Source organism: Nocardia transvalensis NBRC 15921 (assembly GCF_000308875.1).
In the GTDB taxonomy this organism is placed as follows: domain Bacteria; phylum Actinomycetota; class Actinomycetes; order Mycobacteriales; family Mycobacteriaceae; genus Nocardia; species Nocardia transvalensis.
Map to the genome: position 1 here is coordinate 25,230 of NZ_BAGL01000076.1, position 13,144 is coordinate 38,373.

Below are 13,144 nucleotides of genomic sequence, written 5' to 3' on the forward strand. Positions count from 1 at the left end.
GTGGCCGGAATCCACTGGCAGTGGTGGGGCTCCCGGCCACAAGCATGCCGGGAAACGAGGAGGGCGGGAGCACAGCACAACGATGAGGTCGGGAGCACAGCACAACGATGAGGGCCGGAGCACAGCACAACGACATCTCGAGGAAGGAAGCAGTGATGACTGGTACGGCATCGACCACCGGGGCGCGGGAGCACGCCCGCGCTCAGGCGGCGGGGGTGGCGGACAGCGGGCCCGAATTGCCGGAGGGCATCGCGGATTCGCGCATCACCTTTGCTACGCGGGTGCCCTCGGGTGGGTACGCGACTGTCGTTCTGGGGCGGGGGTCGCGGGTTCGGCTCGGGGATCCGGGTGGGGCGGCGTGTGCGCACGTGCACCTGTCGCGGGCCGAATCACCGTGGGAGCGGCTCAATGTCGCCGATACGGTCAAGGTGCCGTGGCAGGCATATCTCGGGGCGGGGCATCCGCTGCTGTCGGATCAGGGGCGTGTGCTGGCGACGATCGTCGCCGATACGTCCGGGCATCACGACGCGCTGTGCGGGCCGGACGACGGTGGGCGGCGGGCGCTGCGGCTGGCCGGGGCGAAACATGGTCTGACGCCGCGGGATATCGGTCCTTCCGTGTCGTTCTTCCGGGGTGTCCGAGTCGAATCCGACGGTTCCCTGGCGGCGGCCGGTGGGGCGGGCGCGGGCGCTGCGGTGGACCTTCTCGTGCACCTGCCGGTGACCCTGCTCGTCGCCAACGCCGCGCATCCGCTGGATGCCGCGCCGCCCTCGGATCTCGATGTCGTCGCCTGGCAGGCGCCCGAAGACATGCTGCGGCAGCACAACTCGGATCCCGAGTATCTGCGCGCCGTCGAGAACACCGAACAGGCATGGACCGCCGCACGCACGCTGGAGGCACTGGTATGACGCACGCACTCGGCGCGAATACGCTCGCGCGCACCGTCGTTCGGGACGAGACGGTGGCCGCTCGCGCACCGTGGTCCGCGATCGTGCGGGCCGGGGAGGTCCTGGAGATCGTGGACCTGCGCGGCAATCAGGCCGTCGACTGCCTGCTGTACTCGGCCGCCGACCACGCCGACCGCTACAGCGCACAGGCCACCATCGCCGCCCAGCGCAATATCTTCCTCACCACGGGCAGCGTCCTGCGCACCGATGCGGGAACGGCCCTGATGACGGTGATCGCCGACGACGTCGGCAACCACGACACCGTCGCCGGCGCCTGCTCCCAGGAATCGAATACGCTGCGCTACGGCCACCACACCCGCCACCAGCACGCCTGCGTGGAGAACTTCCTCGCCGAAGCGCTGACGTGGGGCCTCGGCAAGCGCGACCTGGTGTCGAACATCAACTGGTTCATGAACGTCCCCGTGGAGGCCGACGGCACCCTCGGCATCGTGGACGGCCGCTCGGCCCCCGGCAAACGAGTCACCCTCCGCGCCGACATCGACACCCTCGTCCTGGTATCGAACTGCCCCCAGATCAACAACCCGTGCAACGGATTCGACCCCACCCCCGTCCGCATGATCATCACCCGCTGACGCGCCTGCCGACCCAGAAAGGGACCGAGAATGGACGACAGCCCCACCACCGCCCCGACGCGTTCACACACCAGCACAGCCTCTTCCCGTAACACCGTCACGGCTCCCTCACGCGACACCGCCACGACGTCTCCTACCGACACCACCACGGCCCCTTCGTTTTTCCGGCACGCTTTTGGCCGGAATCCAGAGGTGTCGACCACGAGCCGTGAGGGGAAGACCACAGGGCGGGTGGAGGTTGTCCGGCCGGGGATGTTGACGACGGTGCAGGATTGGCCGGGGCGGGTGGGGTATTGGCATGTGGGGGTGCCGCCTTCGGGGCCTATGGATGACCTGTCTTTCCGGCTCGGGAATCGGGCGGTGGGGAATGACGAGGGGGCGGCGGGGCTGGAATGCACGCTGGGCGGGCCCGCCTTGCGCTTCGACCGGGCGGTTCGGGTGTGCGTGACGGGTGCGCCGGCCGTGGTGACCGTCGACGGCGCGGCGGTGCCGCAGTGGCGGACCGTCGAGGTTCCGGCCGGGCGGGTCCTGGATGTCGGGGCAGTGCGCGGTCCGGGGATGCGGTGCTACATCCTGATCGCCGGGGGTATCGATGTTCCCGAATACCTCGGTAGCGCAGCGACATTCACCCTCGGCAAGTTCGGCGGCGCGACCGGGCGGGCGTTGCGGGCCGAGGATGCGCTCCCGCTCGGCGACCATCAGGGACGCGGCGCCACCGCGGTGCCCACCGACGAGCAGCCCGTCTTCACCCGGCGCTGGGAACTCGCCGTCACGGAGGGTCCGCACGGTGCGCCGGAGTTCTTCACCCGCGGCGATATCGACACCATCCTCGGCACCGACTACGAGGTGCATTTCAACTCCGACCGGACCGGCGTGCGGCTGATCGGCCCGAAACCGCACTGGGCGCGCGCCGACGGCGGCGAGGCCGGTCTGCACCCGTCGAATATCCACGACACCGCGTACTCCGTCGGCGCCCTCGATTTCACCGGTGACACCCCGATCCTGCTGGGACCCGACGGCCCGAGCCTGGGCGGATTCGTCTGCCCGGTGACCGTGGTCGCGGCCGACCGGTGGAAGCTCGGGCAGCTGACGCCGGGTGACACCGTGCGCTTCGTGCCGGTCCGCGCCGACCGTGCCGCGGCACTCAGCTCGCTGGGACCCGCGCGGCGGGCGGGCTGGCCGTTCGTCCTGTCCGCCGGTGGTGACGGCGACGACGGCGTCCTGGCCCGCGGCGAGGCCGACGCCACCGCTATCACCTACCGGCGGGCCGGCGACGACGGCGTCCTCGTCGAATACGGCGATATGACCCTGGACCTCGGCCTGCGGGCGCGAGTCCACGCTCTGCACCAGCACCTGCTCGAGCGCCGTGAACCGGGCGTCACCGAACTCACCCCGGGAATTCGCTCGCTCCAGGTGCGCACCGACCCCGACCGGCTGCCGACGCCGACACTGCTGCGGATGCTGTCCGAGGCCGAGGCGGCGTTGCCCGCCTCCGAGGATCTGGTGGTGCCGAGCCGGACCGTGCGGCTGCCCCTGTCGTGGGACGATCCGGCCACCCGCGAGGCGATCACCCGCTATATGCACGGCGTGCGCGCCGATGCGCCGTGGTGCCCGTGGAATATCGAGTTCATCCGGCGAATGAACGGATTAGACACCGTGGCAGACGTTTTCGACACCGTCTTCGCCGCCGAATACCTGGTGCTCGGCCTGGGAGACGTGTATCTCGGCGCACCCGTGGCCACGCCCACCGACCCCCGGCACCGCCTCGTCACCACCAAATACAACCCGGCCCGCACCTGGACGCCCGAGAACGCGGTCGGCATCGGCGGTGCGTACCTGTGCATCTACGGCATGGAGGGTCCCGGCGGATACCAGTTCGTCGGCCGGACGACGCAGGTGTGGGACCACCGATCCTTCCACCAGCCCGGAAGCGACGAAAACCCGTGGTTGCTACGCTATTTCGATCGCATCAGCTGGTACCCCGTATCGGCCGAGGAACTGCTCGACCTGCGCGCGGACGTGGCCGCCGGGCGCGGCGAACCGCAGGCCGAGGACGGCGAATTCCGGCTCGCCGACCACCGCCGCTTCCTCGCGGACAACGCCGGATCCATCGCCGAATTCCGTGACCGGCAGTCCGGCGCGTTCGCCGCGGAGCGCGAATCCTGGCGCACCGCGGGCGAACTGACCGAATCCCGAGCGTAAGCCGAACGGGGTCACCGCAGGTCGCGGAAGAACTCCCGCACATCGGCGACCAGCAATTCCGGCTCCTCCAGGGCCGCGAAATGGCCGCCGCGGTCGACGTCGACCCAGTGCGTGATGGTGTTCTCGACCTCGTTGTACCGCCGGATGGCCACATCGTGCGCGAAGACGATGACACCCGTCGGCACACCGGAATTCGTTCGCGCGGTCCCCCAATCCGCGGCCTCGGCATACCCCACGTACGCCGCCGATCCGGCGGTGCCGGTGAGCCAGTAGATCATGACATTGGTCAGCAGACGGTCTCGGTCGATAATCTTGTCCGGCACCGTATTTCGCGGATGGGTCCACTCGCGGAACTTGTCCATGATCCAGGCCAGCTGACCGACCGGCGAGTCGGCGAGCCCGTAGGCCAGCGTCTGCGGCCGGGTGGACTGGATCGCGATATACCCGAACTCCTCCCGCATGAACGCCTCGATCCGGCGCACCCGGTCGCGTTCCAGTTCCGTCAGTTCCGCCAGCTCGTGCTCCGGAAGCGGTACCGGCGCAAAGGATCCCGGCACGCCGTTGGTGTGCACGCCGATCACGCGCGCCGGCGCGATCCGGCCCACCTGCGGGCTCACCCCGGCCCCGATATCGCCGCCCTGAACCCCGAAGCGCTCGTATCCGAGACGGTCCATCAGTTCCACCCAGGCGCGGGCGATGCGGTCCTTGGTCCATCCGGACTCTTTTGTGGGACCGGAGAATCCGAATCCGGGCAGCGACGGGATCACCAGATGGAACGCGTCCTCGGCCCGCCCGCCGTGCGCCGCGGGATCGGTCAGGGGGCCGATGAGATCGAGGAACTCGACGATCGATCCGGGCCAGCCGTGCGTCAGGATCAGCGGTGTCGCGCCCGGTTCGGCGGAACGCACGTGCAGGAAGTGGATGCGCTGGCCGTCGATCTCGGTGACGAACTGCGGGTACGCGTTGAGCTGCGCCTCCGCCGCCCGCCAGTCGTAACCGCTCCGCCAGTAGTCGACCATGTCGCGCAGCCAGTGCGTGGGGACGCCGGTATCCCAGTCGTCGCCGGGCAGCGCGTCGGGCCAGCGCACGTTGTCGAGACGCGCCCGCAGGTCGTCGAGCTGCTGCTGCGGGATGTCGATCCGGAAGGGAGTGATCTGAGAGGTCATGAGAACGACAGTAGGAACCACCTAGGGCAGTTTCGGTCCTAGGTTTCCGGCAGAATCGGAGCATGCTCGAAACCTCGGCTCGACTGCTGCGACTGCTGTCGCTGCTGCAGACTCCCCGCGACTGGACCGGCGCGGATCTCGCGCAACGCCTGGATGTCGACATCCGCACCGTGCGCCGCGATATCGACAAGCTGCGCACCCTCGGATATCCCGTGCACGCGGCGCCCGGCGTGGCGGGGTACCGGCTGGGCGCGGGGGCGAACCTGCCGCCGCTACTGCTGGACGACGACGAGGCGGTGGCCGTCGCGCTCGGCCTGCGCACGGCGGCGGGCGGCACCATCGCGGGGATCGAGGAGAGTTCGCTGCGCGCCCTGGCCAAGGTGGAGCAGGTGCTGCCGGCGCGGCTGCGGCATCGGGTCGCGGCCCTGCAGGCGGCGACGGTGGCCGTACCCGCGGGCACGACGCCCGTCGATCCGGACGTGCTCACCGCCATCGCCGCGGCGATCCGCGATCACGAGGTCCTGCGCTTCGACTACCGCACCCACGACGGCAGCACCGCCCGTCGCGCCGCCCAGCCGCACCGGCTGGTCCATACCGGGCGGCACTGGTACCTCGTCGCCTGGGATACCGAGCGCGACGACTGGCGCACCTACCGCGTCGACCGCCTCCACCTGCGCATCCCCAACGGCCCCCGCTTCACCCCGCGCGAGACGCCCGACCTCGACGTCGCGGATTTCGTCTCCCGCGGCGTGAGCACCGCCCCCTACCGCTTCCGCGCCCGCATCACCCTCGAGGTCCCCGTCACCGAGGCGGCAGAGCGCATCCCACCCACCATCGGCGTCCTCGAGCCGATCGACGCCCACACCTGCCTCCTCCACACCGGCTCCAACTCCCTCGACGAATTAGCCGTCTACACCGCCCTTTTCGGCTTCCCGTTCCGCGTACACGAACCGGTGGAGCTGACCGACCACCTACGGGCGCTGGCCGAGCGAGTGAGTGCCGCCCTCCGGTAGTAGGCGCCGCCACTTCCCTTATTCCGGCATGCTTTTGGCCGGAATCCACTGCGGCCGAGATGTGGATCCCGGCCAAAAGCGCGCCGGGATAAAGAGATTGGGGCATGTGGGTAAAGGGGCAGGTGCTCAGGGCAATCGGGGCCCCACCGCCTGTGCGGATTTCAACCCGTGGGACCAGAGGTCCTCGGCGACGGCGAGGCCCAGGCGGGTGCCGCCCGAGGCGGCGAAGCGCCAGTTCACGCCGAGGTAGACGCGGCCGCGGCCGTTCTCCTCGATCATCTGCCACAGGCCGCCGGGGAACACGCGCGCGATCCGGGGGCGCTGGACGCCGTGCTGGTCGAGGGCCGCGCCGTCGAGTTCGTCGGAGACGAAGATCAGGCCGTCCGCGAGCGAGTCCGGCCCGTCGTCGCCGACGCCGCAGCATCGGCGCGTGATCTGCAGCGCCGCGGCGCCCAGGGCGGCGTGCCCGGAGGGGTAGGCCGGGGACGGCGGCGTGCCGGGCACCGAACCCGGCGCGTTGGTCCGATTCGATCCGAGCGGCAGCCAGAACGGATCGCAGTCCGCGTCGAGCCCTTGTGCCGCAACGACCTTCGAGCCCTCCGAGGTTCCGTATTCGCGGATGCCGCGCACCGGGCGCCAGAGGTTGTGCCGGTACTTGTCGTCCCACGCGAGAATGCCCGCGTCGGCCATGGCCGCATTGACCAGGGCGAACAGCCGCGCGTTCTGCGCCGGTGAGAACAGCCGGGCGGCCGCGACGGCGCGCACGATCATGTTGTACAGGCGTGGCGGTGAACCGATATTCGGCGCGGCGTCGTAGCCCCAGAACGTGCCCGTCAGCGTCTCCTCCGGACAGCGCGGGGACAACGCGCGCGGCAGCGTCCCGGCCAGTTCGGTGGCGATGCCCTTACCTCGCACTTCCCGCAGTGCCCTCCGGTAGGCCGGATCACCCGGCCGGGGCGGGGCGTCGGCCGCGTGCCTGGTGGTTGCCGCGAAGCAGCGGGACCGAGCGCCGTAGTGCGGCGCGTAGTACCCCTGCCCCGGATGCGCCGGATCCGTGCGGTGATTCGGCGCGTCGGTATCCGGGCGGAAGCCGGTGTCGTCCAGGCCCGGATCGGCGTCGCGGATCGACAGCACGGCCTGACCGACGGCCAGGCCGTACGCGCTTCCGGGCCCGGTGCCGGGTCCGCGCAATCCGGCCCGCTGCAGAGCCGTGTCGAGGTGCGCGGTCCGCGCCGGGTACAGCGCCGTGAGGGTGGTGTGCGCGGCGACGGCGACGGCCGCGTCGGCGGACGCGCCGGGTGGCGCGGGCGGTGGAGTGGTCAGATACGTTCCGTGTGGTGCGGGCGCGATGCCGAAGTACGCGTCGTGCATCGCGAGATGGGTGATGGCCAGGGCGCGGGAACTGCCGGCCGGTCCGCGCACGTCACGTTCGCTGTCGCGAATGTCGGTGTGCGCCAACCGGTCCGATTCCGAGGCCACGGTATTCCAATACAGGATCTGATCCACTTGTCTTCCTACTCGGGGGTCTGGTCCCGGCACCGGCCCGCGGGAGCATCTGCGACGCGACGAACTGCCCTAGATGTCCGAGCATGCTCCGGACGAGCGCGGAATTCGGCAGTAGTGGACTACTCGAATCGGGGATGGCACGAAGACGCCACCCGAGTACGCGGGGTGTTCCCCCTCAGCGCGGCTTGATCTCGGCGAGTAGTTCGGGCCCGCGGCTATCGAGACGGCGCTCGGCGACGCGCGCCGCCAGCACCGCGGCCCCGTATCCGAGCACGAGACCGACCGGCAGCGCGCACCACTGCACCGGCAGGCTGTCCAGGTAGGCGCCGGCCCCCAGGATCGCGATCACCGGCAGGTTCACCAGCAACTGCCCGAAACCGACCGCGACCTGGACCAATGCCCGCGCGCAGCCCGGATTTCCGCCGCCTCCGGCAAAGGGGTTGCCGCTCTGCGGCGGCATCGGGTAGGCCGCGTACACCGACAGGAATATGGCCGTGCTGATGCCGACGCCCACGAAGACGGGCAGGGTCGACACCGCCCACGGATAGAACTCGGCATGCCCCAGCGCACCGGGCAGGATCAGGGTGACCACGAGGGCGAGCGGCGCGACCATCAGCACCCAGGCGATCATGCGCCCGCGCACATCGGCCCGGTTCGCGCCGGGGACGACCAGGGTGTGCCACAGCGCGGTGCCGTCGAAGGCGTACATATTGGCGCTGGCCATCGCCGCCATCCACACGACGAACGTGCCCACGAACGGCACCGGCGTGCCCGCACCCTGCAGGGACAGCGCCACCGGCAGCACGATGCCGATCAGCAGCAGCGGCAGCAACATCGCCCGCCGCCGGCTGTCGCGGCCCCAGGTGCGCAGTTCCTTGACGACCACGGCCCCGACCGGGCCCGGGGGTATCGCGCGATCGAGCAGGCCGCCGCCCGCCTGCGCCCGGACCGGGCCGGCGGGTGCGGCGGTCGTGGTGAGCCGGCGACGCAACAGCACCGCCCAGGCCTGCCACAACAGCACCGACAACAGGGCCAGGCCCAGCAGGCACACCGCGGACAGCCACCATTGGCCGCGCGTCGCCGCCTCGACCGCGTAGGGCGCCCACCCGGACGGCGGAATCCGCAGGGCCAGCTCGATCGGCCGCGACGCGTGCTCCAGTTTCGGGCCGACCGAGGTGACCAGCAGTTGCAGTGGGTAGTAGGACATACCCGCGAGCCCGGCCAGCAGCACACCGAGATCGCGACCGCGCCGCGACCGCATGGCCGCGCCGATCCACGCCAGCAGAACTCGGGACAGCAGAACGACGAAAACCAGTTGCAGAACAGCGCCGAGGACGGCGAAAACCGTTGCGGCGATGCCCAATTGGGCAGCCAGCAGGACCAGGCCGCCGAAGGCGATCAGATTCACCACCGCCGCCGGCCCGGCGAAGGCCACCGCCAGCAGGCCGATCGCCAGCTGGTGATAGCTCAGCGGCAGCAGGCGCAGGTGTTCGGGCTGCAACGTCTCGTCGCTGCTTCCGGCGAGGATCGGGCCGCACACCCAGCCCAGCGTCCACACCGCGTAGAGGGCCGCGGCGGCATTGATCGCCGAGCGGGTGTCCCAGCCGTGCCCGGCCGTCGCCATCAGCAGGGCGGTGGCCACGGCGGCGAGGACACCGAGGACCAGCCCGATCCAGAATCCGACGGCGGCCTTACCGCTGCCGAGCGTGCGGGCGGTGATGCGCCACCGCATCCGGATCAGGACGCCAACCACGACAGCCCCTCGTCGCCGCCGACCCGGCCGCCGACCAGCCGCACGAACGCCTCTTCCAGGGTGCCGTCCCCGCGGACCTCGGCGACCGTGCCCGCGCTCACCACGCGCCCGTGGTTGATCACCGCGAGGTGGTCGCACATGTTCTCCACCAGCGCCATCACGTGACTGGACAGCACCACCGAGCCGCCCGCGGCGACGAACCGCCGCAGGATGGTGCGGATCGTGCCCGCCGACACCGGATCGACGGCCTCGAACGGCTCGTCCAGCACCAGCAGTTTCGGCGCGTGCAGCAGGGCCGTCGCCAGCCCGATCTTCTTGCGCATACCGGCCGAATAGTCCACGACCAGAGTGTTTTCGGCGCCGACGAGTTCGAGCACGGTGAGCAGCTCCTGCGCCCGCTCGGCCACGGTCTCCGGGGGCATCCCCCGCAGCAACCCGGTATAGGTGAGCAGTTCCCGCCCGGTCAGCCGCTCCGGCAACGCCAGCCCGTCCGGCAGCACCCCCACGATCGCCTTGGCCCGCACCGGATCTCCCCACACATCGAACCCGAAGATGTGCGAAGCCCCCGCATCCGGCCGCACCAACCCCACCGCCATCGACAACGTGGTCGTCTTCCCCGCCCCGTTCGGCCCCACCAGCCCATAGAACGACCCCGGCGGCACAGTAAGCCCGACCCCCTCCACCACCCAGGGCCCCTCGAACCTCTTGTACAACCCGCTCAACACAAGCGCTGGTCGATCCGGCTGCATCGATCCCCTCCTCCATGGGCGCCATCGCGCCCCTCACGATAGGGATCGCAACCGACAACCGCCGCGCAACGCCCATCGTGTCCGGAAGACACTTCCAGCAGAATCGAATCCGGCCGAGTGCGGAGCGTTACCGCAGGAGCGTGGCCGGGTCGATCGTCAATTCGAACGGTGAGTGCAGGGTCGCGGGCTCACCGGCGGCAACGCGGTGCGTCAACTCGTACTCGCCGTTGTCGCCGAGAGCGTGGGCGAACAGGACCGGGACGGTCTCGCCGGGGAGACGCCCCTTGAACGAGTTGGCCTCGATCCGCCAGTAGTTCGGGATGCCGGCCTCGGCATAGACAGCGGGTTTCACCATCCGATCCTGCAGGGTGGTCGAGGCCGAGACGATCTCCACCGCCAACAGGACCTGATCGGGACGCACACCCCTGTCGTCCTTCTCTACCGGTCCCTTCCCTGCGATGAGATCCGGAATCGGCTCGTCGTCGCCGATCAGCACGCCGACACCGGGTAGCACCCAGTGCCCCGGCGGCATGGCCGACGTCAGCGCGATCAGCAGCCAGGTAAGAACCTCCTGGTGCCGCGGCTTCGGGGCAGCGTTCACGATGAGCTGGCCATTCAGCACCTCGTACCGGATTCCGTTATCTGGCAGGTTGTCGAGGTCGGCCGCGGTCCAACGATCCCCCGCAGGCAGCAGTGCGGACGACCGATCGGGAACCGGCATCGCCACGAGAGCCACCTCCTACTCGCTGACCTGGGACGGCGCCCATTCGCCATCTCACATCGAAGTTTACCCAGGTAACCCGACATCCGGCCGGTGCAGGACGACATTCGCGTCCGCACCGGCCTTGTTGCAACATATCGGTTGCGATAGATTTATCGCAACTCACTGGTTGCTATACCCCGGAGGTTGCGGTGCCGCTACTTGATCGCATCGAGCGTGATCTCGAATTTCATCACCCACCCGAGAAGGTGTGGGAGGCCTTGACCACACCGAAAGGTCTCGGAAGTTGGTTCGGTTCCCGAGCCGAGATCGATGACCTGCGCCCGGGCGGAACAGTGCGGGCGTGGTGGGATACGGACGGACCGCACATTCTGCGGATCCAGATCGTCGAGCCGCCTCGCCGGTTCGCATTCACCTGGGCGATCGAAGGGCTGCCGGACGGTGATCCACGCCGGACGCGCGTGGAGTTCTCGCTGATCCCGACGCCGAGCGGCACCCGGCTCCGGGTTGTCGAGAGCGGCTTCGCGCAACTGCCCGACCATGTGGGCGGCGCGTACGAGGGCAATGTCAAAGGGTGGGCGACGGAGCTCGCCGAGCTGGCCGAGTACCTCGATGTCGCGGCCTGACGATCTCGATACCGAGCTGATCGCCGAGCAGGTATTCACCGCGCTGGCGGATCCGACACGCCGCGCACTCCTCGCCGAACTCGCCGCGCACGGCCCGGCGACCGCGACCGATCTGGCTGTCCGGCTACCCATCTCGCGACAGGCGATCGCCAAACACCTCGGCCTCCTGGCCGATGCCGAACTCGTCGGCGCCGAACCCGGAGAACGGCGCCGGATTCGCTATCGCCTGCGGACCCAACCGGTGGCCGTGGCCCAGTCGTTCCTCGCGGCGCTCGCGCACACCTGGGACAGCCGCCTGAGCGCCCTCCAGGACCACCTCGATCAGACGGAGGAGAACTGACCCATGACCCCCACATTCACCGGCGGACACAACATAGCCATGAAACTCCCTCGGGCACAGTTCGACCGGACGGTCGCCTTCTACCGTGACGTCATGGGTATGGAAGTCACCGAGGACACCGGCGAATCCGTCACCGAAGGAGTGATCCAGAGCGCCGCCGTCCGGTTCGGGCCCGTAACACTGTGGCTCGACCGCATCGACAACTACGCACGCGCCGACCTCTGGCTGGAACTGTTCACCGACGACGTCGACCGCGCAACCGAACACCTTGCCGCCCACGGCATCCCCGTACAGGATGAACTGGAACCACTCCCCGCAAGCATGAACGCCCACTGGATCAGCAATCCGGCTGGCATCCCCCACATCGTCCGTCTTCCCGACAACGATTGAATCGACGCTCGAGCCCTCGAGGGCATGGAACTGCTCTGGGACATCTACGCTGGTGGTGCGGGTAATCGGCGCGGAGGGGCAGGTACGCGGGCTGTGATCGTTGTGACGAAGTGGACGGGCGTCGAGGTGCGGGCGCTTCGGCTCGAAGCGCTGCGGTGGGAAGCCCGGCGCGCGACTATCACACTCCGAGGTCAGTACGCGGAAGCCATGGATACGCTTCTGCGGGGCCTGAATCCAGAGCAGCGCAACCGATTCGAGGCCGCGATTCCGGTCGATGCGTCGGCGGATCCGACTCCGATTGATGCAGAAATCGTTGACACCGAACGGCTGGCGTACATCGCCGCACATCCGAGGCGTGCCGATCGGAAGGCCCTCGATGAGCTGGCCGTCGTGTTGGCGGATTGGCGGAAACTCGATGATTCGATGGGTTCGGAGGCGGTGCTTCCGGCCGTGAATGAGACTGTGCGCGTTGTCGAGCGGCTTGTTCGGGAAGCGCAGGGCTCGATTCGGCCTGCTGTGCTGAATGCCGGGGCGCAATGGCTGCAATTGGCGGGCTGGTTGAATACGACCACCAAGCGGCACGCTGTGGCCCGGATCATGCACGATCGGATGCTGGAGTGGTCGGTGGAGCTGGATGACCCGGACCTGATCTCTACGACGCTCGGTGCCAAAGGGCATCGGGCGTGGACCGAGGACGAATTCGGTCCGATGATCGGGCTCTCGGAGGCCGCCGGGCGGTATGAGCGAGCATCCCCCGCCGTGCTCGCCGTCGCCGCTCAGCAGGAGGCGCGTGGTCATGCTCTCGTCGGCGAGGCCGAGGAAGCCGAGCGGATGCTGGATGACGCCGACGACTACGCGGTGCGCGCCGCCGAGGACTCGGACCGCATTCCGCCGTGGTTGTACTTCCACAGCACGGATCTGCTTGTGCTGCAACGCGGACTGGCTTACAAGTACCTCGCGGAATCCGGCCGGGCACGGTATCGGCGCAAGGCCGTCGACGTACTGACCACGGGGCTGGCCGGGCTGGACCGGGAGACCCGCGACTCGGAGTGGATGCGCTGGTACGTCGATCAGCTCGACGAGTGCCGAGCGACGGCCACGACGAGTCGGCCGTCGAGGATCTCCTAGCAACTCGGCG

General features: G+C 69.1%; 13 protein-coding genes. 8 read left to right on the forward strand and 5 right to left on the reverse strand.

Features of this window, described 5'->3' with window-relative positions:
• Positions 1 to 155: 155 nt before the first annotated feature.
• The 3 genes from ON41_RS27290 (at position 156) to ON41_RS27300 (ending at position 3,742) form a co-directional block, all read left to right on the forward strand.
• Positions 156 to 908 carry a DUF1989 domain-containing protein gene (locus tag ON41_RS27290; RefSeq protein ID WP_040750708.1) on the forward strand — a complete coding sequence of 251 codons (753 nt, stop codon included), beginning with the start codon at positions 156 to 158 and terminating at the stop codon, positions 906 to 908.
• On the forward strand, positions 905 to 1,540 hold the full coding sequence (locus ON41_RS27295) for an urea amidolyase associated protein UAAP2 (RefSeq protein WP_040750709.1): 636 nt from the start codon (positions 905 to 907) through the stop codon (positions 1,538 to 1,540). Before ON41_RS27290 ends, ON41_RS27295 begins: the two co-directional genes overlap by 4 nt.
• Positions 1,541 to 1,792: 252 nt before the next feature.
• Positions 1,793 to 3,742, forward strand: a complete 1,950-nt coding sequence (locus ON41_RS27300; protein WP_040750724.1) for a 5-oxoprolinase/urea amidolyase family protein — start codon at positions 1,793 to 1,795, stop codon at positions 3,740 to 3,742.
• 11 nt (positions 3,743 to 3,753) lie between these two features.
• Here ON41_RS27300 and ON41_RS27305 read toward each other — a convergent pair whose 3' ends face one another.
• Positions 3,754 to 4,908, reverse strand: a complete 1,155-nt coding sequence (locus ON41_RS27305) for an epoxide hydrolase family protein (protein ID WP_040750710.1) — start codon at positions 4,906 to 4,908, stop codon at positions 3,754 to 3,756.
• A 62-nt stretch (positions 4,909 to 4,970) separates the two neighbouring features.
• On the opposite strand from ON41_RS27305, the gene ON41_RS27310 reads away from it, so the two are divergent.
• A complete protein-coding gene (locus ON41_RS27310) occupies positions 4,971 to 5,921 on the forward strand; it encodes a helix-turn-helix transcriptional regulator (RefSeq protein ID WP_040750711.1) in 951 nt (316 codons plus the stop codon).
• A 126-nt stretch (positions 5,922 to 6,047) separates the two neighbouring features.
• Here the strand turns inward: ON41_RS27310 and ON41_RS27315 are convergent, their stop codons facing one another.
• From ON41_RS27315 to ON41_RS27330, 4 genes are all read right to left on the reverse strand, one after another.
• Entirely contained in the window at positions 6,048 to 7,427 is a 1,380-nt protein-coding gene (locus ON41_RS27315) for a vanadium-dependent haloperoxidase (RefSeq protein ID WP_051162605.1), read from the reverse strand.
• Positions 7,428 to 7,602: 175 nt separating this feature from the next.
• Positions 7,603 to 9,180 (reverse strand): hypothetical protein, encoded by a 1,578-nt coding sequence (locus ON41_RS27320; protein ID WP_040750713.1) that lies wholly within the window; start codon positions 9,178 to 9,180, stop codon positions 7,603 to 7,605.
• Entirely contained in the window at positions 9,165 to 9,929 is a 765-nt protein-coding gene (locus tag ON41_RS27325; RefSeq protein ID WP_040750714.1) for an ABC transporter ATP-binding protein, read from the reverse strand. Before ON41_RS27325 ends, ON41_RS27320 begins: the two co-directional genes overlap by 16 nt.
• Positions 9,930 to 10,056: 127 nt before the next feature.
• Positions 10,057 to 10,650 carry a Uma2 family endonuclease gene (locus ON41_RS27330; RefSeq protein ID WP_051162611.1) on the reverse strand — a complete coding sequence of 198 codons (594 nt, stop codon included), beginning with the start codon at positions 10,648 to 10,650 and terminating at the stop codon, positions 10,057 to 10,059.
• 191 nt (positions 10,651 to 10,841) lie between these two features.
• Between ON41_RS27330 and ON41_RS27335 the strand changes: the two genes are divergently transcribed.
• From ON41_RS27335 to ON41_RS39345, 4 genes are all read left to right on the forward strand, one after another.
• Positions 10,842 to 11,276, forward strand: a complete 435-nt coding sequence (locus ON41_RS27335; protein WP_040750715.1) for an SRPBCC domain-containing protein — start codon at positions 10,842 to 10,844, stop codon at positions 11,274 to 11,276.
• Complete coding sequence (locus tag ON41_RS27340; RefSeq protein ID WP_040750717.1) at positions 11,263 to 11,616, forward strand: ArsR/SmtB family transcription factor; 354 nt, start codon at positions 11,263 to 11,265, stop codon at positions 11,614 to 11,616. Before ON41_RS27335 ends, ON41_RS27340 begins: the two co-directional genes overlap by 14 nt.
• A 3-nt stretch (positions 11,617 to 11,619) precedes the next feature.
• Entirely contained in the window at positions 11,620 to 12,006 is a 387-nt protein-coding gene (locus ON41_RS27345; RefSeq protein ID WP_040750718.1) for a VOC family protein, read from the forward strand.
• A 93-nt stretch (positions 12,007 to 12,099) separates the two neighbouring features.
• Entirely contained in the window at positions 12,100 to 13,134 is a 1,035-nt protein-coding gene (locus ON41_RS39345) for an NsdA family TPR-like regulatory protein (RefSeq protein ID WP_051162607.1), read from the forward strand.
• Positions 13,135 to 13,144 lie beyond the last annotated feature (10 nt).

What these genes read in the sequence shown, in the direction of transcription:
- ON41_RS27340 (WP_040750717.1), top strand. Translation starts at nt 11,263, where the DNA reads ATGTCGCGGCCTGACGATCTCGATACCGAGCTGATCGCCGAGCAGGTA.
- ON41_RS27310 (WP_040750711.1), top strand. Translation starts at nt 4,971, where the DNA reads ATGCTCGAAACCTCGGCTCGACTGCTGCGACTGCTGTCGCTGCTGCAG.
- ON41_RS27325 (WP_040750714.1), bottom strand. Translation starts at nt 9,929, where the DNA reads ATGCAGCCGGATCGACCAGCGCTTGTGTTGAGCGGGTTGTACAAGAGG.
- ON41_RS27295 (WP_040750709.1), top strand. Translation starts at nt 905, where the DNA reads ATGACGCACGCACTCGGCGCGAATACGCTCGCGCGCACCGTCGTTCGG.
- ON41_RS27290 (WP_040750708.1), top strand. Translation starts at nt 156, where the DNA reads ATGACTGGTACGGCATCGACCACCGGGGCGCGGGAGCACGCCCGCGCT.
- ON41_RS27345 (WP_040750718.1), top strand. Translation starts at nt 11,620, where the DNA reads ATGACCCCCACATTCACCGGCGGACACAACATAGCCATGAAACTCCCT.
- ON41_RS27305 (WP_040750710.1), bottom strand. Translation starts at nt 4,908, where the DNA reads ATGACCTCTCAGATCACTCCCTTCCGGATCGACATCCCGCAGCAGCAG.
- ON41_RS27330 (WP_051162611.1), bottom strand. Translation starts at nt 10,650, where the DNA reads ATGCCGGTTCCCGATCGGTCGTCCGCACTGCTGCCTGCGGGGGATCGT.
- ON41_RS27300 (WP_040750724.1), top strand. Translation starts at nt 1,793, where the DNA reads ATGTTGACGACGGTGCAGGATTGGCCGGGGCGGGTGGGGTATTGGCAT.